The organism is Streptomyces sp. NPDC058678 (genome assembly GCF_042714835.1).
Taxonomy (GTDB): Bacteria; Actinomycetota; Actinomycetes; order Streptomycetales; family Streptomycetaceae; genus Streptomyces.
This window is the reverse complement of record NZ_JBHXSG010000051.1, coordinates 19,946-46,798: the sequence shown is the minus strand read 5'-3', so window position 1 is coordinate 46,798 and position 26,853 is coordinate 19,946. Positions and strand designations below refer to the sequence as shown.

24 protein-coding genes are annotated in these 26,853 nt (G+C 71.0%); 15 read left to right on the top strand and 9 right to left on the bottom strand.

From position 1 onward, the window contains the following. Positions 1-807: an SGNH/GDSL hydrolase family protein gene (locus ACFWWR_RS35160; RefSeq protein ID WP_384307580.1), complete on the bottom strand. Its 807-nt coding sequence runs from the start codon at positions 805-807 to the stop codon at positions 1-3. 294 nt (positions 808-1,101) lie between these two features. Between ACFWWR_RS35160 and ACFWWR_RS35155 the strand changes: the two genes are divergently transcribed. The 7 genes from ACFWWR_RS35155 (at position 1,102) to ACFWWR_RS35125 (ending at position 10,816) form a co-directional block, all read left to right on the top strand. After that, the gene (locus tag ACFWWR_RS35155) at positions 1,102-2,310 is read left to right on the top strand and encodes a S8 family peptidase (protein ID WP_383872899.1); all 1,209 of its coding nucleotides are present in this window, start codon (positions 1,102-1,104) and stop codon (positions 2,308-2,310) included. Between the two features lie 183 nt (positions 2,311-2,493). Beyond that, positions 2,494-2,928 carry a hypothetical protein gene (locus tag ACFWWR_RS35150; protein ID WP_383872902.1) on the top strand — a complete coding sequence of 145 codons (435 nt, stop codon included), beginning with the start codon at positions 2,494-2,496 and terminating at the stop codon, positions 2,926-2,928. A gap of 1 nt (position 2,929) precedes the next feature. After that, complete coding sequence (locus ACFWWR_RS35145; protein ID WP_383872905.1) at positions 2,930-4,027, top strand: GNAT family N-acetyltransferase; 1,098 nt, start codon at positions 2,930-2,932, stop codon at positions 4,025-4,027. A gap of 365 nt (positions 4,028-4,392) precedes the next feature. After that, on the top strand, positions 4,393-5,214 hold the full coding sequence (locus ACFWWR_RS35140) for a glycosyltransferase family 2 protein (RefSeq protein WP_384307577.1): 822 nt from the start codon (positions 4,393-4,395) through the stop codon (positions 5,212-5,214). Continuing rightward, entirely contained in the window at positions 5,211-6,218 is a 1,008-nt protein-coding gene (locus ACFWWR_RS35135; protein WP_383872911.1) for a glycosyltransferase family 2 protein, read from the top strand. Before ACFWWR_RS35140 ends, ACFWWR_RS35135 begins: the two co-directional genes overlap by 4 nt. Continuing rightward, positions 6,211-7,011 carry a polysaccharide deacetylase family protein gene (locus ACFWWR_RS35130; RefSeq protein ID WP_383872914.1) on the top strand — a complete coding sequence of 267 codons (801 nt, stop codon included), beginning with the start codon at positions 6,211-6,213 and terminating at the stop codon, positions 7,009-7,011. Before ACFWWR_RS35135 ends, ACFWWR_RS35130 begins: the two co-directional genes overlap by 8 nt. Beyond that, entirely contained in the window at positions 7,004-10,816 is a 3,813-nt protein-coding gene (locus ACFWWR_RS35125) for a lipopolysaccharide biosynthesis protein (RefSeq protein WP_384307574.1), read from the top strand. The genes ACFWWR_RS35130 and ACFWWR_RS35125 overlap by 8 nt, the downstream gene beginning before the upstream one ends. Positions 10,817-10,819: 3 nt before the next feature. Here ACFWWR_RS35125 and ACFWWR_RS35120 read toward each other — a convergent pair whose 3' ends face one another. Continuing rightward, a complete protein-coding gene (locus tag ACFWWR_RS35120; protein ID WP_384307572.1) occupies positions 10,820-12,250 on the bottom strand; it encodes a xylan 1,4-beta-xylosidase in 1,431 nt (476 codons plus the stop codon). A 202-nt stretch (positions 12,251-12,452) separates the two neighbouring features. Between ACFWWR_RS35120 and ACFWWR_RS35115 the strand changes: the two genes are divergently transcribed. Continuing rightward, a complete protein-coding gene (locus tag ACFWWR_RS35115) occupies positions 12,453-13,547 on the top strand; it encodes a DUF5925 domain-containing protein (protein WP_384307570.1) in 1,095 nt (364 codons plus the stop codon). A 21-nt stretch (positions 13,548-13,568) separates the two neighbouring features. Further along, a complete protein-coding gene (locus tag ACFWWR_RS35110) occupies positions 13,569-14,339 on the top strand; it encodes a DUF72 domain-containing protein (RefSeq protein ID WP_383872926.1) in 771 nt (256 codons plus the stop codon). 400 nt (positions 14,340-14,739) lie between these two features. On the opposite strand, the gene ACFWWR_RS35105 is transcribed toward ACFWWR_RS35110, so the two are convergent. After that, positions 14,740-15,111 (bottom strand): GntR family transcriptional regulator, encoded by a 372-nt coding sequence (locus ACFWWR_RS35105; protein ID WP_383872929.1) that lies wholly within the window; start codon positions 15,109-15,111, stop codon positions 14,740-14,742. Positions 15,112-15,182: 71 nt separating this feature from the next. Here ACFWWR_RS35105 and ACFWWR_RS35100 point away from each other — a divergent pair, with 71 nt between their 5' ends. Continuing rightward, positions 15,183-16,112 (top strand): GNAT family N-acetyltransferase, encoded by a 930-nt coding sequence (locus ACFWWR_RS35100; protein WP_383872932.1) that lies wholly within the window; start codon positions 15,183-15,185, stop codon positions 16,110-16,112. After that, the gene (locus ACFWWR_RS35095) at positions 16,093-16,593 is read left to right on the top strand and encodes a DUF402 domain-containing protein (RefSeq protein ID WP_383872935.1); all 501 of its coding nucleotides are present in this window, start codon (positions 16,093-16,095) and stop codon (positions 16,591-16,593) included. The genes ACFWWR_RS35100 and ACFWWR_RS35095 overlap by 20 nt, the downstream gene beginning before the upstream one ends. A gap of 67 nt (positions 16,594-16,660) precedes the next feature. Here ACFWWR_RS35095 and ACFWWR_RS35090 read toward each other — a convergent pair whose 3' ends face one another. Next, on the bottom strand, positions 16,661-17,278 hold the full coding sequence (locus tag ACFWWR_RS35090) for a class I SAM-dependent methyltransferase (protein WP_384307568.1): 618 nt from the start codon (positions 17,276-17,278) through the stop codon (positions 16,661-16,663). A gap of 140 nt (positions 17,279-17,418) precedes the next feature. Between ACFWWR_RS35090 and ACFWWR_RS35085 the strand changes: the two genes are divergently transcribed. Next, on the top strand, positions 17,419-17,553 hold the full coding sequence (locus tag ACFWWR_RS35085; protein ID WP_095749573.1) for a hypothetical protein: 135 nt from the start codon (positions 17,419-17,421) through the stop codon (positions 17,551-17,553). 31 nt (positions 17,554-17,584) lie between these two features. Here ACFWWR_RS35085 and ACFWWR_RS35080 read toward each other — a convergent pair whose 3' ends face one another. Then, positions 17,585-18,034 (bottom strand): GNAT family N-acetyltransferase, encoded by a 450-nt coding sequence (locus ACFWWR_RS35080; RefSeq protein WP_384307566.1) that lies wholly within the window; start codon positions 18,032-18,034, stop codon positions 17,585-17,587. 246 nt (positions 18,035-18,280) lie between these two features. Between ACFWWR_RS35080 and ACFWWR_RS35075 the strand changes: the two genes are divergently transcribed. Next, a complete protein-coding gene (locus ACFWWR_RS35075; protein WP_384307564.1) occupies positions 18,281-18,850 on the top strand; it encodes a dihydrofolate reductase family protein in 570 nt (189 codons plus the stop codon). A gap of 271 nt (positions 18,851-19,121) precedes the next feature. Further along, a complete protein-coding gene (locus tag ACFWWR_RS35070; RefSeq protein WP_384307561.1) occupies positions 19,122-20,156 on the top strand; it encodes a lytic polysaccharide monooxygenase in 1,035 nt (344 codons plus the stop codon). Positions 20,157-20,211: 55 nt separating this feature from the next. On the opposite strand, the gene ACFWWR_RS35065 is transcribed toward ACFWWR_RS35070, so the two are convergent. After that, on the bottom strand, positions 20,212-21,075 hold the full coding sequence (locus ACFWWR_RS35065; protein WP_383872950.1) for an esterase/lipase family protein: 864 nt from the start codon (positions 21,073-21,075) through the stop codon (positions 20,212-20,214). Between the two features lie 183 nt (positions 21,076-21,258). Next, positions 21,259-21,705: a MarR family winged helix-turn-helix transcriptional regulator gene (locus ACFWWR_RS35060; protein WP_383872952.1), complete on the bottom strand. Its 447-nt coding sequence runs from the start codon at positions 21,703-21,705 to the stop codon at positions 21,259-21,261. A gap of 93 nt (positions 21,706-21,798) precedes the next feature. On the opposite strand from ACFWWR_RS35060, the gene ACFWWR_RS35055 reads away from it, so the two are divergent. Beyond that, complete coding sequence (locus tag ACFWWR_RS35055) at positions 21,799-22,173, top strand: cupin domain-containing protein (protein WP_383872955.1); 375 nt, start codon at positions 21,799-21,801, stop codon at positions 22,171-22,173. 3 nt (positions 22,174-22,176) lie between these two features. Here the strand turns inward: ACFWWR_RS35055 and ACFWWR_RS35050 are convergent, their stop codons facing one another. Together ACFWWR_RS35050 and ACFWWR_RS35045 are read right to left on the bottom strand one after the other, a co-directional pair. Further along, positions 22,177-23,145 (bottom strand): hypothetical protein, encoded by a 969-nt coding sequence (locus ACFWWR_RS35050; protein WP_383872957.1) that lies wholly within the window; start codon positions 23,143-23,145, stop codon positions 22,177-22,179. Beyond that, entirely contained in the window at positions 23,142-26,573 is a 3,432-nt protein-coding gene (locus ACFWWR_RS35045) for a DNA polymerase III subunit alpha (protein WP_384307558.1), read from the bottom strand. Before ACFWWR_RS35045 ends, ACFWWR_RS35050 begins: the two co-directional genes overlap by 4 nt. Positions 26,574-26,853 lie beyond the last annotated feature (280 nt).

Genomic DNA, 26,853 nt, shown 5'->3' with positions numbered 1-26,853 from the left:
TCAGGCCAGGCCGTTGAACACCGACAGGTAGCCGCCGGACTGGCCGGCCGCCGTCGGGTGATACGACTCACCGACGTTCAGCAAGTTGAGGCTGTGCAGCCAGGAGCTGCCGGAGCAGATCTCGTGGCCGGTGAAGGTGGTGCGGACGTCACCGAAGGTGTACCCGAAGTTCGCGGCACGCTTGGCGATGGCGGTGTCGAGGTAGTCGGCCGCGTCGTTGATCGCCTTCCGCTTGGTCTCGGAGAGGCCGACGCAGGTGGTGCCGAGTTTGTAGAAGCGGGGGTAGCCGAGCACGACCACACGGGCGGCCGGTGCCTTGGAGCGGATGGCCGAGTAGACGCTGTCGAGCTTGCCGGGCAGCGTCGAGTCGACGTACGCCTTCGCGGTGTTGATCCGGGACAGGCAGGAGCTGTCGGACTGGAGCACACAGGTCGTCATGACGTCGGCGAAGCCTGCGTCGTTGCCCCCGACGCTGATCGAGACGAGGGCGGTGGCGGCGCTGAGCGGGGTGAGTTGATTTGCGAGAACATCACCCGTTCGGGCGCCCGAGCAGGCGGTGAAGTCGAACGACGAGGGTGAATGGGCGGCGGCCCAGAGGTACGGATAGGCCTTCGTGCTGCGCTTGCAGTCGCCGCTCGCGGACATGTAGCTGCCCGCTCCCACTCCGGAGGAGTAGGAGTCGCCGAGCGCCACATACCCACCAGGTGCGGCGAGTTGGGCTGCCTGCGCGGTCGTCGCCCCGGTGAGGGCGGTGCCGACGGCGAGGAGGAGTGAGCCGACGTATGCGGCAAATCGGGAACGTCTCATGGAACCTCCCTTAGCAGGATCTCTGCCACAACCGTCGTAGCAACTACGCGTGTTGACGGGAAGTGCTCATGCCAAGACTTTTCAGGCGCGTTCATGACACGCTTCATTACGCGTTCATGACAAACATGTGACAGGGCGTCAAGTCCCTTGATCTACACCCGTAGACCACTGACTCTTTACTCAGCCTGGGGCGGAACGCGACGCTCCACGGCCGTGCGTGCGACGACGCGCGCACCCCCCACAGACGCGCGCCCCACCCAGGCACGCGTCGCCTATGAGGAGGACTCCCTCGTAATGGCACACCTGCGTAGCAAGAAGGTCCGGCTCGCCGCGATAACCAGCCTGGCGACCGCCGCCCTCGTGGGCGGACTCACCGCCCTCCCCGCCCAGGCCGCCCCCGCCGAAGGCAAGGTCCTGGCCGCCGGCTCCCCCACGGCGATCAAGGACAGCTACATCGTCACGCTCAAGAAGGACGCCGGCTTCAAGGCCTCCTCGAGCGAAGGCAAGAGCCTGATCAAGGAGTACGGCGGCTCGGTCGGGAAGACGTTCGGCGCCGCGCTGAACGGCTACACCGCCACCCTCTCCGCCACCGAGGCCAAGAGACTCGCCGCCGACCCGTCGGTGGCCGTCGTCGAGCAGAACCAGCGCGTCCAGCTCACCGACACCACGCAGTCCAGCGCCCCCTGGGGCCTGGACCGCATCGACCAGACCTCGCTGCCGCTGTCCGGCACGTACACCTACCCGGACACCGGCGGCAGCGGTGTGACGGCGTACGTCATCGACACCGGCGTGCGCATCACCCACTCCCAGATCAGCGGCCGTGCCTCGTACGGCTACGACGCGGTCGACGGCGACACCACCGCCTCCGACGGCAACGGCCACGGCACCCATGTGGCCACCACCATCGCGGGCTCGACCTACGGCGTCGCCAAGAAGGCGAAGATCGTGGCGGTCCGCGTGCTCGACAACGCCGGCTCCGGCACCACCGCCGGTGTGATCGCGGGCATCAACTGGGTGACCAACAACCACTCGGGCCCCTCGGTCGCCAACATGTCGCTCGGCGGCGGCGCCTCCACCACCCTGGACACGGCGGTCGCCAACTCCATCGCGAGCGGCGTGACCTACGCCGTCGCGGCCGGCAACAGCAGCGCCAACGCCTCCTCGTACTCCCCGGCCCGCGTCGCCTCGGCGATCACGGTCGGCGCCACCACCAGCACCGACGCCAGGGCCAGCTACTCGAACTACGGCTCGGTCCTGGACATCTTCGCCCCCGGCTCCTCCATCACGGCGGGCTGGTACACCAGCGACACCGCGACGAACACCATCTCCGGCACCTCGATGGCGACCCCGCACGTCGCGGGCGCCGCCGCGGTCTACCTGGCGGGTCACACCTCGTCCACCCCGGCCCAGGTCGCCACGGCCCTCGTCAACGGCTCGACCACCGGCAAGGTCACCAGCCCGGGCACCGGTTCCCCGAACCGCCTGCTGAAGATCGTGCCGTGAGCCTTGGAACCCCAACTCGCTTGACCTGAGCGACCGTTCCCCGGAGACGCGGGCCGTCTCCGGGGAACGCGGGTACCAAGTCGGCAACCGACCGGTGCGTCCGGCTTCGGCATCTTGACGGCCCCCGCGCGACTGAGCGACATTGAAGCCCGGCATCCGGCGCTTCGGGGGGCAAAGTCGCCAATGCAGTCCATACGTGGCAAGACATCTTCAACAGCGTCGACGGACGGCACCGGGGGAGCGCGGCCAGGACCGGGGAGGGACCTGGCGCCGCTGCTCGCGGGCGCCGCGACGGCCGTCGGGGGGTTCGGCGCGGTCCTGGCACTCGCCGGCTCCGACTCACCCCTGCGCGGCCCACTCACCCTGTTCTTCCTGCTCGTGGCGCCCGCCGCGGCCGTCGGCGCCGCCCTGCGCGGCCTCGAACCGTTCGGGCGGACCATCGCCGCGCTCGCGGGTTCGGTCGTCGTCAACATGCTGGTGGCCCAGACCATGCTGGCCCTGCACAGCTGGTCGGTGCGCGGCGGGATCGTGGCCGTGACCGCGATCAGCTGCGTTCTCCTCCTGCTGGTCCTGCTCCGCCGGCCGCCTGGCCGTACGACGACAAGGCAGGGCATCTGACGTGGACATCAGCGTGTACCGCCCCGGAGAGCTGAGCGCCGCCGACCGCACGGCGTGGACGGCGATGCAGTCCAAGGCCCATCTGCTCGGCTCCCCGGAGCTGGCGAACCCGTTCCTGTCGCCCGAGTTCGCGCTCGCGGTGGGCCGGTACCGGCGCGGGGTACGGATCGCGGTGGCGCGGGAGGCCGGCGAGGTCGCCGCGTTCTTCCCCTACCAGCGGACCGCCACCGGCGTTGGCCGGGCGATCGGGCTCGGCATCTCCGACGCCCAGGGCGTGGTGCACCGGCCCGGCTTCACCTGGGACGCCCGGGAGCTGCTGCGGGCCTGCGGGCTCGCCCTGTGGGAGTTCGACCACCTGGTGGAGGGCCAGCGGGCGTTCGAGGCCGACGCCACCGGCACCTTCCCGTCCCCGGTGATGGACGTCGACCAGGGCTACGAGGCCTACCTGACCCAACTCCGCGCACAGTCACCGAAGTTCACCCGCACCACGCTGGCCAAGGAGCGCAAGCTGGGCCGGGACGCGGGCGAGGTGACGTACGTGCACGACGAACGCGATCCGGCGGCCCTGCGCACGCTGATGAACTGGAAGTCGGCGCAGTACCGCAGGACCGGGCGCAGCGACCGCTTCGCGCACGACTGGATCACCCGGCTCGTGCAGCACCTGTTCCACACGCGTTCCGAGTCGTTCGCGGGGATCCTGTCCGTGCTGTACGCGGACGGCAAGCCGATCGCCGCGCACTTCGGGCTGCGCACCGAGCGGGTGCTCGCGTGCTGGTTCCCGGCTTACGACCCGGCGTTCTCGAAGTACTCCCCCGGCCTGGTGCTGCATCTGCGGATGGCCGAGGCGGCCGCCGCCGACGGCATCGCCTATCTCGACCTGGGCCGGGGCCAGAAGGAATACAAGGACTCCCTGAAGACACGTGAGCTGCAGGTGTCGGAGGGATGGGTGACCAGGCGTCACCCGGTGGCGCTCGGACATCGCGTCCGCCGCGCCCCGGTGCGGGCACTGCGCAACGCGGTGGTGTCCCGGCCGGAGTTGTTCGAACCTGCCGACAAACTGCTCAAGCGGGCGGGAAGGATCCGCTCGTCCCGTCGGTAACGGTCAAACCAACAAAAACGTGAGGCCTCGTTCCAGGTCTTGCCATAGGGGTTCAATCGTCAATACCGTCGTACATCTCACCCGCATCGGTCCATCATTGCGCGGCTCTAGGGGAGGGCTCAAGGACCGCGATGGCCCGGCGCGGGGCGCGGTAGGGGGGTGCCGTGCTCGGTGACCGCACTTGTGACCGAGTCGTGCCGCGCGGTCGGCAGTCGTTTCCGGCGGCCGGCCAGCTTTGCCAACTCACCCGGTGGGTGCGGAGTTCCATTCCGTGGTGCCGTGCGTGAGAAACCCCCCTTTCGAACCGGACACATTGCCGGGCTGCCCAGGGGCGGGCGGTCCACCGGACGAGAGGGACCAGACTCATGAGTTTCGATCTGCGACCGGCCACATCGAGCCAGGACGCCGTGGTGGCCAGCCATTACCGACCCATCTCCTCTCACCTGGCCATAGCGCCTCCGGTGAGCGTGGTGATTCCCGCCATGAACGAGGCGGAGAATCTCCCCTACGTCTTCAAGACCCTTCCGGACTGGATCCACGAAGTGGTCCTGGTCGACGGCAACTCCACCGACAACACCGTCGAAGTCGCCCGCGAGCTGTGGCCTGACGTCAAGGTCGTCGAACAGCGTGGCAAGGGCAAGGGCGACGCCCTGATCACCGGGTTCAACGCCTGCACCGGCGACATCATCGTGATGGTCGACGCGGACGGCTCGGCCGACGGCAACGAGATCGTCTCCTACGTCTCCGCCCTCGTCTCGGGCGCGGACTTCGCCAAGGGGTCCCGCTTCGCCAACGGCGGCGGCACCGACGACATGACCTTCATCCGCAAGCTCGGCAACTGGGCGCTGTGCACGACCGTGAACCGCAAGTTCGGCGCCCGCTACACGGATCTCTGCTACGGCTACAACGCGTTCTGGCGGCACTGCCTCGACAAGATCGACCTCGACTGCACCGGTTTCGAGGTCGAGACCCTGATGAACATCCGGGTCGTGAAGGCAGGGCTCAAGGTGCAGGAGATACCGAGCCACGAGTACCTCCGCATCCACGGCACCAGCAACCTGCGGGCCGTGCGGGACGGGATCAGGGTGCTCAAGGTGATCCTGCGGGAGCGCTCCAACCGGCGTGCCCTGCGCAGCCGCAGGCACCACTCCCCGATGCTCGACTCGGTCCGGGGAGAGGTGTCTTGAGCGGTCCCGACATCTCCGTCGTGATCTGCGTCTACACCGAGGACCGCTGGGAGGACATCCTCGCGGCGGTCTCCTCGGTGCGGGCGCAGTACCGGCCGGCCCTGGAGACCCTGCTGGTCGTCGACCACAACGCGGCGCTCCTGGACCGGCTCACCAAGGAGTACAAGGAGTCCGGAGACGGCCCGCGGGTGCGGGTGCTCGCCAACGCGGGCCCTCGCGGTCTGTCCGCCGGCCGCAACACCGGCATCGCCGCCTCGCGCGGTGAGGTGGTCGCCTTCCTGGACGACGACGCCGTCGCCGAGCGGGACTGGCTCGCGCACTTCGCCGAGGCCTACGCGGATCCGCGGGTGATGGCCGTCGGCGGCCGTACGGAGCCCATCTGGGCCTCGGGGCGCCGGCCGGCCTGGTTTCCCGCGGAGTTCGACTGGGTGGTGGGCTGCACGTACAAGGGGCTGCCGCCCGGCCTGGTGAAGGTGCGCAACGTGCTCGGCGGCAACGCGTCCTTCCGGCGCAGCGCCTTCGACGCGGCGGGCGGCTTCGCCACCGGCATCGGACGCGACGGCGACAAACGGCCGCTGGGCTGCGAGGAGACGGAACTGTGCATCCGCCTCACCCGGGCCCGGCCGGACGCGGTCCTGCTGATCGACGACCGGGCGGTGATCCACCACCGGGTGCCCGAGGCGCGCGAACACTTCGGGTACTTCCGCACCCGCGCGTACGCCGAGGGCCTGTCCAAGGCCCTGGTGGCGCGCAGTGTCGGCGCCGACAAGGGGCTGGAGTCGGAGCGCCGGTACGCCACCCGGGTCCTGCCGGCCGGGGTGGCGCGCGGGCTGCGGGACGCCCTGCTGGCCCGGCCGGGAGGTGCGGGCCGGGCGGGCGCGATCGTGGCCGGGGTGCTCACGGCGGCGGGCGGATACGTGGTCGGAAGTGTGCGGGCCCGCCGGGGCGGGGCAACCTTCACGGTGGCTCGGCTGTCGGACAGCGAGGGGGGAAGACATGACTGAGGCACCCGTGCCGATCCTCATGTACCACGCGATCGCCACCGACCCGAACGAAGCGACCCGCGAACTGTCGGTCACACCCGACGACTTCGCGGCCCAGATGGCGCTGATCGGTGACCTGGGCCTGACCCCGGTCAGCACCGCCGATCTCGCCGCCCGTTGGCGCGGTCGCCGTCCGCTGCCCGCACGGCCCGTGCTGATCACCTTCGACGACGGCTACGAGGGCGTGCACCGGCACGCCCTGCCCGTCCTCGCCAAGCACGGCTTCGCCGCCACCGTGTTCGTCTCCACGGGCTGGATCCGCGGTCCGCACGACACCGGCGGCAGCCTCGACACGATGCTCGACTGGGCCCAGGTCCGCGAACTGGCCGCGGCGGACGTCGAGATCGGCGGGCACAGCCACACCCACCCGCCGCTGGACCAGCTCGATGACGCCGCACTGCGCCACGAGCTGATCCACTGCAGGGAGATCGTCACCGACGAACTGGGCACCGCCCCGGCCTCCTTCGCCTACCCGTACGGCTACTCCAGCCGCCGGGTGCGCCAGGCGGTGCGCGAGACGGGGTACGGCCAGGCGCTCGCCGTCGGCAACGGTCTCGCGCGGCGCCGCCAGGGGCCGTACGCCCTGCAACGGGTCACCGTGCGGCGCAGCACGGACGTCGAGGAGTTCGAGCGGCTCGTGGAGGGCCGTGGGATCGCCCGGAACTTCGCCGGGGACCGTGCCCTCACCAAGGGGTACGCCCTGGTCCGCAGAGCACGCCAGGTCCGCCGGAAGGCCATCCGTTCCCGTGTCTGACACGACCACGACCACGACCGAGGACACCTCGCCCGCGACCGGGGCGCCCGAGCAGTCGGGGCGCCGGCTCCGTCTGCCCGGCCTGGGCCGGTCACCAGGGGGCAGCCAGCTGTTCCGCAACGCCTACGCCCTGATGCTCAACACCGGCATCTCCGCGGTGCTCGGCCTCGGGTTCTGGCTGGCCGCGGCCCGCTACTACTCGGAGGCGGCGGTCGGCCAGGGCTCCGCCGCGATCGCCGCGATGAAGCTGCTCGCGGGTCTCACCGCGGTGACCCTGACCGGGGCGCTGGCCCGCTTCATCCCGGTCGCGGGCCGGGCCACCGGGCGGCTGATCCTCCGTACGTACGTCGGCAGTTCGGTGGTCGTGGCGCTGGCCGCGGGCGTCTTCCTGCTGACGCTGGACGTGTGGGGGCCGTCGTACGGCTTCCTGAACGCGCCGGCCAGTGGGCTCGGGTTCGTCGTGGCCGTCGTCGCCTGGAACCTGCTCACGCTCCAGGACGGGGTGCTGACCGGTCTGCGCAGCGCGCTGTGGGTTCCGGTCGGCAACACCGTGTTCTCCGCGGTGAAGCTGGGGCTGCTGGTCGCGTTCGCGGTGGCCATCCCCATGACCGGCGTGTTCGTGTCCTGGGTCGCGGCGATCGCCTTCTCCGTGCTGCCGCTGGGCTGGCTGGTGTTCCGGCGCCTGGTGCCCCGGCAGGTGGAGGCGACCGAGGAGCACGCGCATCCGCCGACGTGGCGGGAGGTCGGGCGGTTCCTGGCCGGCGACTACACCGGCTCACTGTTCTCGCTCGCCGTGGTCTACCTGATCCCCGTGATCATCGCCTCGCAGGTCAGCTCCGAGGACAACGCGTACTTCTACATCACCGCCACCATCGGCGGCACGGTGAACCTGCTCGCCATCAACATGGGCGCCTCCCTGACCGTCGAGGGCTCGCACGACCCACGGCGGCTGGCCTCCAACACCCGGGCCGCGCTGAAGCGGATGGCGCGGATCATGCTGCCGGTGGCCGCGGTGCTGTTCTTCGGGGCGCCGTGGATCCTCGGTGTCTTCGGCGCGGGTTACGCGGACGCGGCCACCCCGCTGTTGCGCTGGTTCGCGGTCGGCGGGCTCCTGCGGGTCGTCATGGAGACGTACTTCGCGGTGCTGCGCGCGCAGAGCCGCACCGCCGGACTCGCCTGGCTGCAGGGCCTGCTGTGCGCCCTGGTGCTCGGTCTGACGCTGCTGCTGCTCCCCCGCATGGGCCTGACCGGCGCGGGCGTCGCCGAGATCGCCGCCCTCGCGGTGATCGTCACCCTCGCCGCGCCCAGGCTCTACCGGATCGTCCGTGCGTCGGACGCCGAGCTGCCCGAGGGCGCGGCGCCCGACGGGGACCTCGCCGACCTGGGTGCCCGCGAGGTCCCCGCCGCGCCGCACAAGCGCGGGACCGCCTGGGCGCTCGACCAGGACACCCTCGCCCTGGGCGTCCACGTCGACTTCGACCACCTGGAACGCCGGCCCGACGTGCGCCCGGGCCCCGGCACCCCGCCCACGGGCACGCCCGCGGTGCCCGAGGACCGCCGGCCCACCTGGGCGCGCAAGCCGGAGCTGGGGCTGCCGGTCGAGGCCCGGGAACCGGGCTCGGAGGCGTCGCTGGGTCCGGCCGAGGCGGAGGTGGACGCGCCGTTCGAGACAGACGCAGTTGCAGAGACCGAGGCAGAGGAGACGCCCGTACGCGAAGAGGCGCGGGAGACGCGCGTCCCTGAAGAGGTACCGGAGCCCGACGTGCTGCCCGTCCCGGGGGCACGGTCCCTGCTGCCCACCCGTCTCGGTGTGGTCCTCGGCTGTCTGCTGACCGCCGCGCTCCTGCTGTACTGGGTGCCCGCGCTGCGGCTGGGCGAGGCCGATCTGGACCGGATGGGCGGGCTCGGGCTGATCTCCGTGCTGCCGACGCCCACGCTCGTCGGCGCCGGTCTGCTGGTCGTGGTCTTCGCCTCGCTGCTGTGGCTGGGCCGCGAGCACCGGGCGCTGCTGCTGGTCACGCTGCTCGCGACGGTGGTCTCGCTGCACGCATTGCCCGCCGTGATCGAGGCCGAGCCCCGGTTCGCGACGGCCTGGCAGCACCTCGGCTTCCTCGACTACATCGACCGGACCGGGTCCGCGGTGCCCGACCTGGACGCGCGCTGGAGCTGGCCGGGGTTCTTCGCGGCCGCCGCGTTCGTCCTGAAGGCCTGCGGGGTCGACGACTTCACCGAGGTCATCCGCTGGTGGCCGCTCGCCATCCAACTGCTCTACCTCGCACCGATGTTCCTGCTGGTGCGCTCGATGCGGGCGAGCTGGCGGGCCAAGTGGACCGGCATCTGGATCTTCGTGCTCAGCGGCTGGGTCGGCCAGGACTACTTCTCCCCGCAGGGCTTCACCTACCTCCTCTACCTGGTCTTCGTGGCGATCCTGCTCGTCTGGTTCCGGGCACCAGGGGTGATCTGGACCAAGCGGCGCCCCGGCGAGATCGAGGTCGAGCCGACGAACCGGCGGCAGCGGGCCGTGCTGCTGACGGTGGTGATCGGCCTGTTCGCGGCGAGCGTCCCGGCCCACCAGCTCACCCCGTTCGTGATGCTGGGCGTGCTGACGGTGCTCGTCCTGGTCGGCCGCAGCGAACTGCGGGGGCTGCCTGTCCTGTTCGGCGTCGTTGTGGCCGCCTGGGTGGGTTTCATGGCCGAGCCGTACTGGTCCGGGCACTTCGACGAGATGTTCGGCGGGGTCGGCGGGGTCGGCGGCAATGTGTCCTCGTCCGTGTCCGGCCGTATCGAGGGCGGCAGTTCGACCCACAAACTCGTGCTCTACGCGCGCGTGCTGCTCGCCGGCGGTGTGATGGCGTTCGCGTGCTACGGCTGGTGGCGCAGGCGCGAGCACAAGTACCGCGAGCGGTCGCTGCTGGTCCTCACCTTCGTGCCGTTCCTGGGCTTCGGCATGCAGTCGTACGGCGGCGAAATGGCCCTGCGGGTCTTCATGTTCGCCCTGCCGGGCGCGGCCCTGCTCGCCGGACTCGCGCTGTTCCCGCGCACCGGCGTCACCGTCGAGGAACGCGACAAGGACCGGGTGAGCCTCGCCCCGCTGGCCGCGCTGATGGCGGGGCTGCTGCTGATCGGCGGCTTCCTGGTGGCCCGTTGGGGCAACGAGCCCTTCGAGCGGACCCGGACCGGCGAGATCGCCGCGATGGAGTACGTGTACGCCCATGACGACCCGACGGCACGTCTGCTGTGGCTGAGCAACGACCCGGTGAACGTGGTGACGCCGTCGCTGCCGTGGGGCGCGAAGGACATGGAGAAGGTCGAGTACCTGCCGACGCTGGCCCCGACCGACCCGGTGCTGGTGTCCGGCCTGGTCAAGGCACTCAAGGACGCGGGTCCGAACTCGTATCTGATGGTCAACCGCAGCCAGGTCGTCTACCTCCAGCTGGACGTGGGCTACGCATCGGGCTGGGAGCCGCGGCTGATCAAGAACCTGGACGACCGGAAAGAGCTGAAGAAGGTCTTCGTCAACGAGGACGTGACGATGTACGCGCTGCGCAAGCAGCCCGAGGGCAAGGTTCCGGCCCCGGATCCGGGCCCCATCGGGCCGCAGGTGACCTGGACGCCGTGGTCGGTGGTCGGGGCCCTCGCGGCGCTCGCGCTGATCGTGCTGCTGTCGGCGCGGGAGGTCGTCCGGGTCGCGGTGCGGCCGAGCGTGCGGCAACTGCGGTGGCTGCAGAGCACCTTCTGGTTCTCGCTGCCGCTGCTGGCGGTGCTGCTGGCCGCGTTGGTGCAGCGGTTGCTGACGATCAAGTGAGGATCAGGTGGCTCGGCCTTCGAGCCACCTGACCTCGTACGCCTGCATCGTGAGGTCCTTGCCGTCGATCTTCGCTTTGATCGACCGGTCGAGGGTGTTGACGACCAGGACCACCTTGTCGGTCGCCAGGACCCGGACCTCGGACACGTCGGAGGCGGCGACGGACACCTCCTTGGAGGCGGTTCCCGGCGGGAACTCCTGGCTGAAGCGCGAGACCAGGTCGTACATGGGCAGTTTCTTGCCCCCGCTGCCGCTGTGGGTCGGTGTCCACAGGCAGCCCGGGCAGTCGGAGCCCTTCTCCCTCTCCGGGTTCCAGTAGAAGCCGGAGGAGGCGCCGCCCTTGACCATGGCGATCATCCCGGCGGCCTGCACGGCGACCCGGCGGATCTCGGACCAGCCCTTGCGCTCGTCGTTGCCGTCGGCGGGCTCGACGTAGTACTCGGCCCACCACAGGGGCAGATCGCCGGTCCGCGCGCGCACCCAGTCGCCCACCGCGGTGAACTTGTCGGTGGCCGCGAACTCGTCGGGCAGCAGCTCGTCGTCCTGGGTGTAGCTGGACCCGTCCACGACCACGAACTCGGCACCCGCCTTGTGCTTGTTCCAGTACTCGAAGGCGTCGAGGGTGCGCTGGTCCATGGCGCCCCAGGGGCCCTTGAAGGTCGCGGACGCGTTGTCCGACCTCGGGTCGAGACTGTCCATGACCAGGTAGGGCCCGCCGACCATGATGTCCTTGTCGACCTTCTTCAGGGCCTTGTGGACGAGGTTGTAGAGCTCGGTGTAACCCTCGTAGTCCCAGCGGGCCTCGGCGTCGTTCCAGAAGCCCTTGAACTCGTTCCAGACGATGAAGTGGCGTACGTCCGGATAGCGCTTGGCAACGGTCGCGGCCAGGTCTGCGAAGTCCTGGTAGTGCTCACGCTCGGGGGCGGTCTCCAGGGCTCCCTGACTCCAGTCGGTCTTGTCGACGCCGGCCTCGCCGCCCTTCATCCAGTCGGGGGCGCAGCACAGCGTGATGACGGGCGTGCCGCCGGACGCGCGCATGAAGTCGACGCGGAGGTCCATCGCCTCGAAGTCGTAACGCCCCTTCACCGGTTCGGGGTTGTCGGCGCCCCAGCCCATCAGGTGCTGGATCTGCGGCAGGCCCCCGGCCTTCGACAGCAGCCCCTCGACGCGCTCGACGGCGGCGGCACTGCCCTCGTCGGCGCTGAACTGGGTGTGGGTGAAGCCCCACCCCACGTCCGGCCGTGTCGCGTCCGGAGTGGCGGTGGGCGTGCCGTGCACCTTGTCTCCGTCGCGCGAGGTGCCCTCGGTGCCCGAGCCGCCCCCGGGAAGCGTGTTGAGGAGGGTCACCACCAGGGCCAGTGCTGCCACGCCGACACCGAGCAGCGCGGTGAGCCGCCACCGCCCCACCCCCGAATCCCACCCATGACGTCCCATCGAGGCCAACGGTATCCGGGAGGGCGCCCTCTGGGGCAGATGTCGTGGATGCACAGCTGTGTAACAGGACGAAGGGGATACGCCGGGAGCGCGGGACGCGCGCGACGCGCCGTGGTGCTCGCGCCGTCCGTGCCGCAGGAGCGCGGGCGGCGCACTGCGGAAAGCGGGTGCACACGGCGTCCGCGTGCCGGATCATGGCGGCATGTCTGCGAACCCACACGACGCTCTGCCGATCCGGCTCAACGTCGACGACAGCGACTCACCGTCCGACGTCGTCGACGCGCTGTTCCTCGGCCGCTTCGCGACGGGCGAGCAGCCGTACTCGCACGCGGCCAACATCGACCGCGTGCGGTCCGGGGCGACGCTGCTGCCGGCGGGCGCCCGGGTGCTGCGCGTCGCCCGCGACGACGACCGCAGCGCGACCCTCGCCGAGGGCGACGGCTGGACCCTGCTGATCTCCCGCTGGAACCGAGGCGCCGACGTCACGGTGACGGCGACCAGCCCCGAGCTGGCCGAGAAGGTCCTCGACCAGGCCACCGACGGCGCGACGGACGAGCCCGAACCGCAGCCGGAGAACGTGGCCATGGGCTTCTGGTACGTCTCCCCCAGGCGCGGCCCGCACCGCACCACCCGACAGATCTCCGCGGGCACGTGGGACGAGGTGCGGGACAACTACACCGCGCCGGTGGCGGACGCGATGGACATCCTGATGAAGACGACCCCGGAGGACATCGCGGGCCGTCTGCTGCTCCTGCACGGCCCGCCGGGCACCGGCAAGACGTCGGCGCTGCGGACGCTGGCGCGTTCCTGGCGGGACTGGTGCCAGGTGGACTGCGTCCTGGACCCCGAGCGCCTCTTCTCCGACGTCGGCTATCTGATGGACATCGCGATCGGCGAGGACGACTCCACGGGCAAGGGCCGCTGGCGGCTGCTCCTCCTCGAGGACTGCGACGAGCTGATCCGCGGGGAGGCCAAGCACACGGCGGGCCAGGCGCTGTCACGGCTGCTCAACCTGACCGACGGCCTGCTCGGCCAGGGCCGCAACGTCCTGGTCGGCGTCACGACCAACGAGGACCTGGAGCGCCTCCACCCGGCCGTGGTCCGCCCCGGCCGCTGTCTGGCCCGCATCGAGGTGGGCCGGCTGACCCGCCGGGAGGCGGTGAGCTGGCTGGGCACCGAGGAGGGCGTGGCCCGCGAGGGCGCGACGCTGGCCGAGCTGTACGCGCTGCGGCGGGGCACCTCGCCGACGTCGCTGCCGGAGCCCCGGCCGGGTACGGACGCCGGGCTGTACCTGTAGCACCCGTGCTTTCATGAGGGTATGACCCTGTTCGTCGGCACGTCGGGGTGGCAGTACAAGGACTGGCGGGGCGTCCTCTACCCGGCGGGGTGCCCCACCCGGCTGTGGCTGGAGGAGTACGCGGCGCGTTTCGCGACGGTCGAGATCAACAACGCCTTCTACCGACTGCCGTCCCGGGAGACCTTCGAGGCCTGGCGGGAGCGCACCCCGCCTGACTTCGTCGTCGCGGTGAAGGCCAGCCGCTATCTGACCCACATCAAGAGGCTGCGGGACCCCGAGGAGCCGGTGCACCGCCTGATGAGCCACGCGGCCGGCCTCGGCGACCGCCTGGGTCCGGTCCTGCTCCAGCTGCCACCGACCCTGCGCGCGGACGCGGGGCTGCTGGACGCCTGCCTGTCCTGCTTCCCGGCCGGCACGAGAATCGCGGTCGAACCGCGCCACGACTCGTGGTGGACGGACGAGGTGCGCGAGGTGCTGGAATCCCGCGGCGCCGCCCTGTGCTGGGCCGACGTCCGCTCCCGCCCGGCGACCCCGCTGTGGCGCACCACGGACTGGGGTTACGTCCGCTTCCACGTCGGCCGCGCCCGCGCCTGGCCGCACTATGGCCGACGGGCCCTGAAGACCTGGGCCGAGCGGATCACGGCGACCTGGTCCGGGGACCAGGACGTGTTCGCGTACTTCAACAACGACCCGACGGGGGCGGCGGTGGAGGACGCGATGACCTTCGCGGGTGCGGCACGGGCGGAGGGCTGGGACGTCACCCGAGCCCCGGAGCACCTGGAACGGGCCTGACGTCCGCGTTCCCTCAACCACGACGGCGCCCAGCTCATTCACCGTGGAAACGGCGCCCGGCTCCACTCCACCAGAACGGCGCCCAGCTTCCTCACCGCCAGAACGCGCCCAACTTCCCCACCGCCAGAACGGCACCCAACTTCTTCTCCGCCGGAACGGCGCCCAACTTCTTCTCCGCCGGAACGGCGCCCAACTTCCCCACCGCCCAAACAGCGCCCAACTTCTTCTCCGCCGGAACGGCGCCCAGCCACGAGGGCGCATGTCGGCGGTGCCAACCCCTGCTCAGCCTTCCCGCGAAACCCGCTCAACCCTCCGAGCCGAGCCCTGCGCAACCCCCAAGCCGAGCCCTGGCCCAGTTCTCTACCCGTGCCTTCCCCGCCTCCCGGCCCCCGGCGCCCGCTCACCCCGACCCGTAAGCCGCCCGCAGGGCATCCCGCACCGCGACGAGCGCCGCCTCCTCGTCCAACCCGAGCCGTCGGGCACGCTCGACGTACGCCTGTGCGGCCAGCGCGACTTCCCGTTCCGCCGCCGAGCCCGCGGCGGCGACATACGTTCCGTTGCGCCCCCGGGTCTCGATCACCCCGTCCGCCTCCAGCGCCCGATACGCCTTGGCGACCGTGTTCGCGGCGAGTCCGAGCGACTCGGCCAGCCCTCGCACCGTCGGCAGCCGGTATCCCACCGGCAGCACCCCCGACCGCGCCTGCTCGGAGATCTGGGCCCGCACCTGCTCGTACGGCGGGGCGCTCTCATCGATGTGGATCTTCAAGGTCACGGGGTGATTGTCCCGCACCCGCCCGAAAATGAGAGGCACCGCGGTGCATCTCCCCCGTAGCGTGCGCGTACATGACTGTGATCGTGCGCGACCTCGCGCCCGAGGTCCGAGCCGACATCGAGGGCTTCGCCCGCGTCCGCCACCTCGCGCTTCCGTTCTTCCTCGTCACCCCGGACTCCCTCACCTACGACCTCGACCACATCCGGCCCGAGGCCCACTACCGGCCGCTGGTCGCGGAGGAGGACGGCGAGGTGATCGGCACCGCCCAGGTCGGGCTCGTCCACGACAGCCCCGAGGCCGGCCTCGGCTATGTCAACGTCTATGTGCACCCGGGGCGGACCCGCCGCGGCGCCGGCTCGCTGCTGGTCCGCACCGCCGAGGAACACCTGGCCGGCCGGGGCGCGACCAAGCTGTTCGCCTGGGTCCTGGACGAGCCGGGCAACCGCGGCTTCGCCGAGCGGCACGGCTACCGTGACAGCCGCTCCGCGCACTTCCTCCGCCTGGACCTGGCGGGCGGCAGCCTGCCGCCGCTCCGGCCGCTGCCGCCGGGGGTCGAACTGCGCACGGGTGCCGACTTCGCGGACGATCCGCGCCCGCTGTTCGAGCTGGACTCGGAGACGATGTCGGACGAACCGAGCGACATCGCCTACGAGTTCACCGACTACGAGGCCTGGCTGGCGGAGACCTGGCACCACCCTCTCTTCAGTCCCGAGCTGACCTCGGTCGCCGTGGCCGACGGCCGCCCCGCCGCCTTCAGCATGGCCCGCACGGACGGCGGCACCCGCTACGGCACCGTCATGACCGGCACCGCCCGCGCCTTCCGCGGCCGGGGCCTGGCCAAGCTCGCGAAGAACGACTCCCTGCACCGCGCCCGTGCCGCCGGATTCACGGAGGCGTTCACGGGCAACGACACCGGTAACAGCCCGATGATCGCGATCAACAAGTGGTTCGGGTACGAGATCTGCGCCACGGAGGTGCGTTATGTCCGCGAACTCGGCTGACCCCTCGGCCCTCCTGGAGGTCGTCCTCGTCAAGGCGGGCCGCACGAAGATCCGTTACGGCGCCGAACTCCTCGGCGACGACGGCACGCGGCTCGCCGTCCGTGCCCCCTGGGCAGGCGAGGGCGTCCGCGACTTCGGCTTCGTCCGCTTCGAGCCGGGCGACGTCTTCACCGAGTACTACTGGCGGGACCGCTGGTACGCGGTGAAGGAGGTCCGCGCCGCGTCCGGTGCCCTGAAGGGCTGGTACTGCGACATCACCCGCCCGGCCACGCGGTCCGGCGCCGAAGTCGTCGTGGAGGATCTCGACCTGGACCTGTGGCTTTCGGCCGACGGCACGGATGTGATCCGCCTGGACGAGGACGAGTTCGCCGAGAGCGGTCTCGCGGAGCGGGATCCGCAGGCGGCGGCCGCCGCCGTGGCCGCGCTGGACGAGTTGGAGGCGCTGGCGCACGCGGGCGGTTTCGACGCGCTCCTCTCGTGAGCGACCGACCGACTGACCACCGCCACCACTCGTCACCGATCGACCACCGCCCCCCTCGTCACCGACCTCAGCCGACCACCGTCACCACCGCGTACCGCTCGTCCTCCACCTCTCTCCCCCACAGCAGCGCGTCGTCCGACAGCCGGTCGACGCGCACCTGCCCGGCGAGCGGGGCGAGGAGGGCGGTGAGCCGGTCGGCGGGGATGCCCACCGGGCTCACCGTCCCCCACACGCCCTCGACCAGTACCAACCGCCCTCCGGGGCGCAACAGCTCCCGCCAGTGCCGCAGGGCGCGGTCGGGGTCGGGCAGCGCCCACAGCAGGTGCCGTACGAGCACCACATCGAAGCGCTCTTCCCCCACGGGCGGTTCCGCCGCGTCACCGACGAGGAACACGGCGTCACGGCCGGCCAGCTTGGCGCGCGCCAGGTCGACCATCGCCGGGGACCGGTCCACACCGGTGACGCGGTGTCCCTGTTCGGCGGCGAGGAGCGACAGACTGCCGGTACCGCAGCCGAGGTCGAGGACGTCGGACGGGTGCTCGGGAAGCCAGTCGCGCAGCCGCTCGGCCCAGGCGTGGCGCACCTGCGGGTCGCGCAGACCGTGGTCCGGCTCGTCGTCGAAGGAGGCGGCCCGCGCGTCCCAGTCGACACTCACCGAAGTCATGTCGTCACTCTCGTTCGTCATGCGCCCAAGAGTGACACCCGCCACTGACAGTCGAATCGTGACACTGGCCACTGACAGAACGGCAACCGATGAGGAACTCTCCCTGAACGGGTCTACCTCCGTGAGAACGCGGAACTCGGAAGACCCTGAAGGAGGCAGCCATGCGCCGTGTGACCGTGCAGAAGCCCCTGAAGAAGACGGACTCCCGCCAGGTCCGCGAGGAGGCCGACGAGCGCCCCGCGGGACGCCCGGAGGTCCGAAAGGACATCGCGCGCACGTGGTGGCCGGACGGGTGAGGGGCACCAGCTCCCTCGGCCCGAGTTCGTGTCAGTCCAGCCGCTTGCGGTAGTGAACGCGGTCGTACGGCCCGTCGATGCGCTGCTCCACGACCTCGTACCCGTACTTCGGGTAGATCTTCTGGTTCTCCCACATCATGGCGTGCGTGTAGAGCCTGACCTCGGGCAGACGCAGCGCACGCGCGCGTGCCTCCACGAAACGCAGCAGCCGTCCCCCCACGCCCCTGCCGTGCGCGTCGGGGTGGACGGCGATGTTGTCCAGGTACAGGTGGTCCTCGTACGCCTCGATCACCACCAGCCCGATCACGGGCTCCCCCGTCACGAACACCTTCCTCTCGGCGACGTTCGCCGCGTGGTCCGCCTCCATGGGCCGCGGCACCCTCCCGATGCGCTCGATGTAGTGGTGGTAGGCGGCGTCGGTGACGGCTTTCACGGCGGGCACGTCGGCTGTCGTCGCAGGCCGGATCTCCTCGTTCGTCATGAGGCGGACGCTACCGGGACCGATGCGCGGTGCACGGGCTTCCGCCCGGTGGTGAGGGGGATCCGATGACCGCGGCGCGGAGCGTCGCGCTCCACGATCTGCCGGACTCACCAGCACGCCGCCGGAGCACGCCGGGACGGCCGGGCCCGGAAGGAACCCTCTTGGCTCAGTGATCCCGCGAGCCGCGATGAGTCCTGCGGCGGCCGGCGGTCGTACTGTCGAGCCCGTCACCGAGGAGGCTTTGTGATGCGCAGCGTGACCTATTCGATGAGCGTCTCACTCGACGGCTACATCGTCGGGCCGGACGGCGGCTTCAACTGGACGGCGCCCGACGAGGAGGTCTTTCGCTTCGCCACCGACGAGATTCGAGAGGTCGGCGTCCATCTGCTGGGACGACGGCTGTACGAGACGATGCTGTACTGGGAGACCGCCGACCAGAACCCGTCGCTCGACTTCTCGACGCTCGAGTTCGCCGCGCTCTGGAAGTCGCTCCCCAAGGTGGTGTTCTCCACCACGCTGTCGACGGTGCGGGGCAATGCCCGCCTGGCCTCCGGCGGCCTGGCGGAGGAGATCGAGCGGTTGCGAGCCGAGCCGGGGGACGGCAACATCGCGATCGGCGGCGCGACGCTCGCCGCCGAGGCGGCCGCGTCGGGTCTGATCGACGAGTACCGGGCCAGGGTCCACCCCGTGCTGGTCGGCGGTGGCATTCCGTTCTTTCCCCGGCGCGAGCGCCGGGTGGATCTCGAACTCGTCGAGACCCGCACCTTCAGCTCGAGAGTCGTCTACCTCCGCTACCGCGTGGGCCGCGACGCCTGACGCCGACGGTCAGGTGATCGTGGAACCATCGATGGTGTGCTCGTGCCGACGCACTCCCGAGAAGCAGGACGCCGCATCGCGCAGGGGAATGCGGCGCTCACCCTGCGCGACAGCCGGGCCGCTGGCGAACCCGCGACCGGTCGACTGTCTGATCTCCGTCTCAGCACTCCCTTAAGGCGGCCATAAAGATCGCTGCCGACCGCGCCCAGCAGGCGTTTTCACGGTTTCTTTGATCCGGCACGCATCAGTTCCGGTTCCGAGGAGATCCCCCATGCCCGCACGCCGCAAGGCCGCCACCGTCGCCGCTCTCGGCCTGACCCCGCTCGCCGTGACCGCGCTGTCCGCCGCCCCCGCGTCCGCGCACGGATCGCTGGGCGACCCGGTCAGCCGGGTCTCGCAGTGTTACGCGGAAGGTCCCGAGAGCCCGGCGTCGAACGCGTGCGGAGCGGCCGTCGCGGCCGGCGGCACGCAGGCGCTCTACGACTGGAACGGCATCCGCATCGGCAACGCGGACGGACAGCACCAGGCGCTCATCCCGGACGGCAAGCTGTGCAGCGCGAACAACGACGAGTTCAAGGGACTCGACCTGGCCCGCGCCGACTGGCCCGCGACCGGCGTGAGCAGTGGGTCGTACACCTTCGAGTACCGCGTGACCGCCCCCCACAAGGGCACGTTCACGGTGTACATCACCAAGGCCGGTTACGACCCGGCACAGCCGCTCGCCTGGGACGACCTGGACCTCGCCGACCCGGTGGCGACGGCCACCGACCCGGTCGCGTCCGGCGGCTTCTACACCTTCTCCGGCACCCTCCCCCAGCGCTCCGGCAAGCAGTTGCTGTACGCGATCTGGCAGCGCTCGGACAGCCCGGAGGCGTTCTACTCCTGCTCGGACGTGGTGTTCGGCGGCGGAAGCGGGACCGGAAGCGGTGACAGCGACAGCGGTACGACGAGCAGCGCTTCCCCGGTCCCGACCGCCTCCGCCCCCTCCGAGGAGCAGATCGAGGGCGGCAGCGACAAGTCGACGGTCGAGCACAACGGCCACGGCGACCAGGACGCCGGTACGTCGGCCGAGCCGGAAACGAACCCGAAGGCGAATGCGGAGACCGAACCGGTCGCGCAGACCGAGAGCACCCTGCCCGACGAGCCGAGGGCGGCCGGCCGCGCCGAGAACCTCGCCGAGACCGGCGGCGACGGCAGCACGCCGTACCTCGCCGTGGGCGGCGCGGCGACGCTGGCGCTCGGCTCGGCGGTCCTGTTCGCCTCGGTGCGCCGACGTGCGGTGGGCGGCGGTCGGCGCGGTCGCTGATCCCGGGGTTCCGGGGCCTGTCCGGCGGCTCAGGCCGGACAGGCCCCGGCGGCACTCAGCCGAGCACCGACGCGCAGGTGGTCGGGGTGGCATGCGCCGGGTCGAGGGCGTTGGCCACCTCGTGGAAGGCGATCCGGTCGAGCAGCCCGATGACGGCGTGCTCGGACAGGTCGGCCGGGCACAGGTCCTGGAGCAGGATGTTGCGCACGCCGGGCCCGTTGAGGAACTGGCTCCGGTACGGCGTGACCACCTCGTCGTACTTGGTGGCGAGGACCGTGTACTGGACACCGGGCACGGTGTCGCCGCCCTCGTTGAGCTTGGTGAGGAAGGCGGAGCCGGCGACCTGGTCGGCGAGGGCGGGGGTGTTGGTCGTGAGCAGGTCCTCGATGCCCGGGAAGTACGGCAGGAGGCGGGTGAAGCCCAGGAGCGTGGTGCCGTGGTTGCTGGGCGCGATGCCGACGAGGGCGTTCACCTTGGCGGCTCCGCCGAGGAACTTGAGGTAGTAGCGGGGCATCATGCCGCCCTGCGAGTGGCCGACGAGGTCGGTCTCGGCGGCGCCGGTCGCGGCGAGCACCTTGTCGACGTAGGCCTTCAGCTGCTCGGCCGACTTGTCGATGGGGCCGAGGGCGTGGACGAGCGGGACGCCCGGCAGCTGGCCGTAGTCGAGCGAGAAGACGCAGTAACCGCGGTTCTTCAGGTACGGCGCGAGGGTCAGCCAGTTGTCGACGGAGTTGGCGAAGGTTCCGTGCACGAGGACGACGGGCCGGGGATGGGCGGCGGACGGCTTGCAGGAGTAGTCGTTCCAGCCTCCCGAGCTGGAGGCGTCGGCCGCCTGGGCTGTGGTGGCGGGGACGACGGCGACCGCGGCGGTCAGCAGCAGGGCGGCCAGGGGTCTGAGCACTCTTTTCCAGGGCAGCATCGGGTGATCTCCTTGCGGCTCAAGGGAGTTGCGACGGCTCTACGCCCTGTGATCCGGATCACGAGGATGCTGTTCACTCGTCAAGTTACGGACGAGTAGTGCACTTGTGAAGTTACGCGTCAGTAAAAACTTCCAGTGGTAACCAGCGACGGCCGGAGTTCCTGATAAAGAACTGACGAATCGTCACCAAGCTGGCCTGATGGGGCCGTAGGGGGCAATGCGCGTCAATTGCTCGCGCAACGCGCCCACTCCGCCCTCACCGAGCAGCGCCGCCCACGCCTCGACCGCCTCGGCGGCCGCCTCCTCCGCGGCCCGGGTGCAGGCCCATCCCCGCCCGGTCAGTACGACCAGCCGGGCCCGGGCGTCACCGGGATGCGGCCGCCGCTCGGCGTACCCCTTGCGCACGATCTCGTCGACCAGTTGGCTGGCGGCCTGCTTGGTCACCCCGAGGTGCGCGGCGAGGTCGGTGACCGTCGCCCCGTCCGGGGCGAGCCGCGCGAACGCGAATCCGTGCGCGGGCCTGACCCCTTCGAAGCCACGGGCGACGACACCCTCGTGGATGCGTTGCGTGAGCTCACCGGCAACGGCGAGCAGGGCGGCGGACAGGGCCATGGCTTCGGAGTTCTGCACGGAGGCATTGAAACACTCTTGACGGGTTGGTCAAGCTGCTTGACTATGGATACACATAGTCAAGCAGCTTGACCAAATGCCATCGGAGAGCCCATGCCCGTCATCCGCCCGTCCGAAGCCGTCACCCACGAGATCCACGGCGCCCGCTTCGTCTCGTACGCCACCCCCCGCACCGGCAGCAGGGAGCTGTGCGCCTGGCGCGGCGAGATCCCGGCAGGGACCAAGGCGCCCGCGCACACCGTCAACCGGGAGGAGATCTTCCATGTGCTCGGCGGCGAGCTGCTGATGACCCTCGACGGCCACACCCACCGCGTCACAGCGGGCGACACGGTCATCATCAACCCGGGGTCGACCCTCGCCGTCGAGAACCCGACGAGCGAGGTCGCCACCTCCTGGGTCACCACCTCCATCGGCCTGGAGGCGGAACTCGCCGACGGCACCCGCATCACGCCCCCGTGGGCCAACTGACCTTCACGCTGCCAGCGTCCCCGGCATCGCCGCCCGCGGCCCGAACTTCGCTCGCACGCGGTCGGCGACCTCCTCGATGCGGCGGAGCTTCTCGTCCACGGGGTCGAAGGCGAGCTGGTAGGAGGCCAGTTCGGCGGGGCCGAGGGCCTCGGCGCGCAGAACCACCGAGCGGACCCGGGCGCGCTGGAGGCCGAGGGCCTCGTACATGCCGTAGGCCGCCTTCGTCAGCGCGGCCGAGTGCGCGGTCGGTTCCTTGAGGGTGCGGGAGCGGGTGGTCGAGGAGCGGTCGGCGTAGCGCACGGTGAGGGTCAGGGTGCCGCAGACCTTGTCGAGGGCGCGCAGCCTGGCGCCCAGTTCCTCGGCGGCCGAGAGCAGGGCGCGGCGGTGCCGGTCGGCGTCCAGCTCGTCCCGGTCGAAGGGGCGTTCGGCGGCCAGCGAACGGGACACGGCGTTCGGTACGACCCGGCCGCGGTCGAGGCCGTTCGCCTTCTCCCGCAGTTCGCGGCCGGCCTTCGCACCGACCAGACGCTGGAGCGTGGACAGGGGTGCGGCGGCGACCAGGCCGAGGGTGTCGAGGCCGTACTCGCCCAGGGTGCGGGCGGTGGCGGCGCCGACGCCGGGGAGCGCGGCGACGGGCTTGTCGGCGAGGAACTCCACGACGGCGTCCTCGGACACCGCGCAGGTCACCCCCGGTTCGGCGTCGCGCAGCGCGATGCGGGCCAGCATCGGGCCCGGACCGGCGCCGATCACGCAGTCGACGCCGTACAGGGCGAGCGCCCGGACCCGGATCACCGACGCCAGCTCCGTCGCGTCACGCCCGAAGTACCGTTCGGCGCCCCGCAGATCGGCGAGCGCCCCGTCCGGCGGCAGCGCCTCGACGACGGGCGTGAACTCCTCGAGCAACCCGAGCAGCCCCGGCAGTGCCGTCTCCTGCGTCGGCGGCAGCTGGAAACGTACGCAGAGGATGGTCATCCCGCACTCCCCGGACTCTGGTGCCACAACTTCCGTACCTTCGCGGGCTCTTCGCCCGCCGGGCGCAGATCGGCCCACGGATGCAGTTCGTATCCGGTGGGCATCGAGAGGCGCCGGCCGTGGGTCGGATCGCCGTCCGGTTTCTCGGGCAGCGGCTCGGCCAGTCGCGCCGCCACCACGTCGAGCCCGCCCTCGGCGCGCAGTTGGACCAGTTCGGCGAGGTTCCAGGCGGCGGCGCCCACCACACTGAGGCTGCGCGGGCCGCGGCGCTGCACCACCCCGCGCACCAGCAGCAGCCAGGAGTGGAAGACGGTGTGCGCGCAGGCGTCGTGGGAATCGTCGAAGAAGGCGAGGTCGACCAGGCCCGTGCCGTCGTCCAGGGTGCTGAAGATGACCCGCTTGCCGGACCGGATGGGCGGCGTCTGGGTGGCCGCCTTGGCGCCCGCGACCAGCACGGTCTCCCCGTGCCGCGCGTCCCGCAGCCGCCGGGCCGGCACCACGCCCAGCTCGTCGAGGAAGGCCCGGTGGTCGTCCATCAGATTGCGCGAGGCGTCCATGGACAGCACGCCCAGCTCGGCACTCAGCCTCTCCGCCGCGGAGAGGTCGGGCAGCCCGGCCGGGGCCGTCTTCCGGCCGCCCGCCAGCGGGAGTTGGCCGCCGCCGCTGCCACTTCCCCGGGCTCCTCGGTGCAACTCGGTCAAGTGCAATTGCAGATCACGTCGGTTGGACCCGAAGGCGTCCAACGCACCCACCTGGGCCAGCCGCCCGGCGAGCGGCCTGCTCGGGCGGGCCCGTTCCCAGAAGTCGAGCAGCGAGGCGTACGGCTGTCCGTCCGCGACCCGCGCCGCCTCGGCCTCGCTGATGCCGTGAACGTCGGAGAGGGCGAGACGCAGGCCCCACACGGCCGGTGAACCAGACACCAGTTCGATACGGTGAGCGACCGCCGACCTGTTCACGTCCAACGGCAGGATCGGCACCCCACGCCGCCGCGCGTCCGCCAGCAGCAGCCGCTTCGGGTACATCCCGGGATCGTGCGTGAGCAGCCCGGCGTAGAAGGCGGCCGGGTGATGTGCCTTCAGCCACGCCGACTGGTAGGTCGGCACGGCGAAGGCGACCGCGTGCGCCTTGCAGAAGCCGTACGACCCGAAGGCCTCGACGATCTCCCAGGTCCGCTGAATCGTTTCCGCGTCGTAGCCGTGGGCCGCCGCGTGCTGCGCGAACCAGATCTTGATCCGCCCCTGCGACTCCGGGTCGGACAGGCCGCGCCGCACCCGGTCCGCCTCGCCGCGCCCGCAGCCGGTCATGATGGCGACGATGTCGATGATCTGCTCGTGGAAGACGACGACTCCGTACGTCCCCTTCAGCGGTCCTTCCAGGTCCTGGTGCGGGTAACGGACCGGTGCCCGCCCGTGCCGCGCCTCGATGAACGGCCGCACCATGTCGGCGGCGACCGGACCCGGCCTGAAGAGCGAGATGTCCACGACGAGGTCGTGGAAGGTGGCCGGCTGCAGCCGCCCGACCAGGTCCCGCTGACCCGGCGACTCGATCTGGAAACAGCCCAACGTCTCGGTGGAACGGATGAGTTGGTACGTGGCCGGGTCGCCGTCCGGCAAGGCGTCCAGGTCGATCCGGTTCCCCGTCGCCCGCTCCACCTCAGCGACCGCGTGCGCCATCGCCGACTGCATCCGCACCCCTAGCACGTCAAGCTTGAGCAGCCCGAGGTCCTCGACGTCGTCCTTGTCGAACTGCGCCATGGGCAACCCCTCGCCGCTGGTCGGCATGACCGGCGTACGGGAGAGCAGGGAGGCGTCGGAGAGGAGTACTCCGCAGGGATGCATGGCGACTCCGCGCGGGAGGGCGTCGAGGGACTCGACCAGTTCCCAGAGCCTGCCGTACCGCTTCTTCTCCTCTGCCAGCTGCCTGAGTTCGGGCAGTTCCACCAGTGCCGCGCGGGCGTCGCGGGCGCGGATGTGCGGGAAGGACTTGGCGATGCGGTCGATGTCGGCCGGGTCCATGGACAGGGCGGCGCCGACGTCACGGATCGCGTGCCGCACCCGATAGGTCTCCGGCATCGCGACCGTCGCGACCCGCTCGGTACCGAACCGGCCGATGATCGCGCGGTAGACCTCCAGGCGGCGCGCGGACTCCACGTCGATGTCGATGTCCGGCAGGACGATCCGCTCCTTGGACAGGAACCGCTCCATCAGCAGTCCGTGCTCGACCGGGTCGGCGTGCGCGATGCCGAGGAGGTGGTTGACGAGGGAGCCGGCACCGGAGCCCCGGGCGGCGACCCTGATGCCCATGTCCCGTACGTCGTCCACCACTTGAGCGACCGTCAGGAAGTAGGAGGCGAAGCCGTGGTGGGCGATGATGTCCAGTTCCCGGTGCATCCGCTCCCAGTAGTGCCGCGCTTTTGCGGAACGGTCGTAACCGTGCAGCACCATCCCGGTCGCCGCCCGCGAGGCCAGCGCCCGCTGTGCAGTGCGGCGGTCCGCGCCGACCAGGTGCGGCTCGGGGAAGTGGACGGTGCCGATACCGAGGTCGTCCTCGGGGTCGACCAGACACTCGGCGGCCGTCGCCCGGGTCTGTTCCAGCAGGCGGTGGGCGGTGTCGCGCCGGTAGCCGGCGGCCTCGACGACCCGTTCCGCCACCCCGAGCATGGCGGGCGAGTCCTTGAGCCAGGCCTCGCCGGAGTCCAGTTCCTTCGACGGGTCGACAGGAACCAGGCGGCGGGCCGCGTCCAGGACGTCGGCGACCGGGCCGAGGCCGGGATCGGCGTACCGGACGGCGTTGCTGAGCACGGGCCGGATCCGCTGTTCGGCGGCGAAGCCGACGGTACGGGCGGCAAGCCGCAGGGAGCCTGGGCCGGTGCCCTCGCGGCCGTGCCAGACGGCTTCGAGGCGCAGGGCGTCGCCGTAGACCTCCCGCCAGGGGGAGAGCAGCTTGGCGGCACGGTCGGGGCGGCCCGCGGCGAGGGCGCGGCCGACGTCGGAGGCGGGGCCGAGCAGGACGGTCAGGCCGGCCGCCATGTTGTCGGCCCAGGGCAGCAGGGGCGGGCCCTCCCCCGCATGCGACGCCGTGACGAGCCGGCACAGGTCCGCCCAGCCGCGGGCGCCGTCCCGGGCGAGGAAGGTGACGCGGGGTGTCGACTCGTCGATGAAGGCGCCTCCGCGCACGGGCGTGCGGCGCCGCTCCTGCCGTACACCCTCGGACATCTCCACCGCGAGGTCCACGCCGAACAGCGGGCGGACCCCCGCCTTGGCGCAGGCCTTGGCGAAGCGGACCGTGCCGGCGAGAGTGTCGCGGTCGGTGAGGGCCAGGGCGTCCAGGTCCCGCTCGGAGGCGCGCTCGGCCAGCCGCTCCGGGTGTGAGGCTCCGTACCGCAGGGAGAACCCGGAGACGGTGTGCAGATGCGTGAAGCCCGGCACACGCACCTCCCGCACTCGTGGGCCCGACAGGGGCTCTCGAACATTTGTTCCCAGCTACCTCACCCCCACCATAGACCAATTCTCGAATGTATGTGCGACATCCGTTCGAGCCCGTCCCACCTGCACAAACACCCCGTGGCCCGGACCGTGGGGGCATGACGCGGACCACCGGTGCCGACACTCCGGGTACCCCTTTTCTCGGCGAGGTGAAGGACGCCGTGGGCCCACAGGACGGGGTGGTCGGCGACGCGGTGCACCGCGGCGGCGTCCAGGTGGTGAC

Excerpts from the sequence above, each read along its gene's own strand:
- ACFWWR_RS35100 (WP_383872932.1), top strand. The coding sequence starts at position 15,183 with ATGACTGTGATCGTGCGCGACCTCGCGCCCGAGGTCCGAGCCGACATC.
- ACFWWR_RS35085 (WP_095749573.1), top strand. The coding sequence starts at position 17,419 with ATGCGCCGTGTGACCGTGCAGAAGCCCCTGAAGAAGACGGACTCCCGC.
- ACFWWR_RS35090 (WP_384307568.1), bottom strand. The coding sequence starts at position 17,278 with ATGACGAACGAGAGTGACGACATGACTTCGGTGAGTGTCGACTGGGAC.
- ACFWWR_RS35075 (WP_384307564.1), top strand. The coding sequence starts at position 18,281 with ATGCGCAGCGTGACCTATTCGATGAGCGTCTCACTCGACGGCTACATC.
- ACFWWR_RS35065 (WP_383872950.1), bottom strand. The coding sequence starts at position 21,075 with ATGCTGCCCTGGAAAAGAGTGCTCAGACCCCTGGCCGCCCTGCTGCTG.
- ACFWWR_RS35150 (WP_383872902.1), top strand. The coding sequence starts at position 2,494 with ATGCAGTCCATACGTGGCAAGACATCTTCAACAGCGTCGACGGACGGC.
- ACFWWR_RS35080 (WP_384307566.1), bottom strand. The coding sequence starts at position 18,034 with ATGACGAACGAGGAGATCCGGCCTGCGACGACAGCCGACGTGCCCGCC.
- ACFWWR_RS35095 (WP_383872935.1), top strand. The coding sequence starts at position 16,093 with ATGTCCGCGAACTCGGCTGACCCCTCGGCCCTCCTGGAGGTCGTCCTC.
- ACFWWR_RS35130 (WP_383872914.1), top strand. The coding sequence starts at position 6,211 with ATGACTGAGGCACCCGTGCCGATCCTCATGTACCACGCGATCGCCACC.
- ACFWWR_RS35110 (WP_383872926.1), top strand. The coding sequence starts at position 13,569 with ATGACCCTGTTCGTCGGCACGTCGGGGTGGCAGTACAAGGACTGGCGG.
- ACFWWR_RS35160 (WP_384307580.1), bottom strand. The coding sequence starts at position 807 with ATGAGACGTTCCCGATTTGCCGCATACGTCGGCTCACTCCTCCTCGCC.
- ACFWWR_RS35050 (WP_383872957.1), bottom strand. The coding sequence starts at position 23,145 with ATGACCATCCTCTGCGTACGTTTCCAGCTGCCGCCGACGCAGGAGACG.
- ACFWWR_RS35140 (WP_384307577.1), top strand. The coding sequence starts at position 4,393 with ATGAGTTTCGATCTGCGACCGGCCACATCGAGCCAGGACGCCGTGGTG.
- ACFWWR_RS35115 (WP_384307570.1), top strand. The coding sequence starts at position 12,453 with ATGTCTGCGAACCCACACGACGCTCTGCCGATCCGGCTCAACGTCGAC.
- ACFWWR_RS35055 (WP_383872955.1), top strand. The coding sequence starts at position 21,799 with ATGCCCGTCATCCGCCCGTCCGAAGCCGTCACCCACGAGATCCACGGC.
- ACFWWR_RS35155 (WP_383872899.1), top strand. The coding sequence starts at position 1,102 with ATGGCACACCTGCGTAGCAAGAAGGTCCGGCTCGCCGCGATAACCAGC.
- ACFWWR_RS35120 (WP_384307572.1), bottom strand. The coding sequence starts at position 12,250 with ATGGGACGTCATGGGTGGGATTCGGGGGTGGGGCGGTGGCGGCTCACC.
- ACFWWR_RS35070 (WP_384307561.1), top strand. The coding sequence starts at position 19,122 with ATGCCCGCACGCCGCAAGGCCGCCACCGTCGCCGCTCTCGGCCTGACC.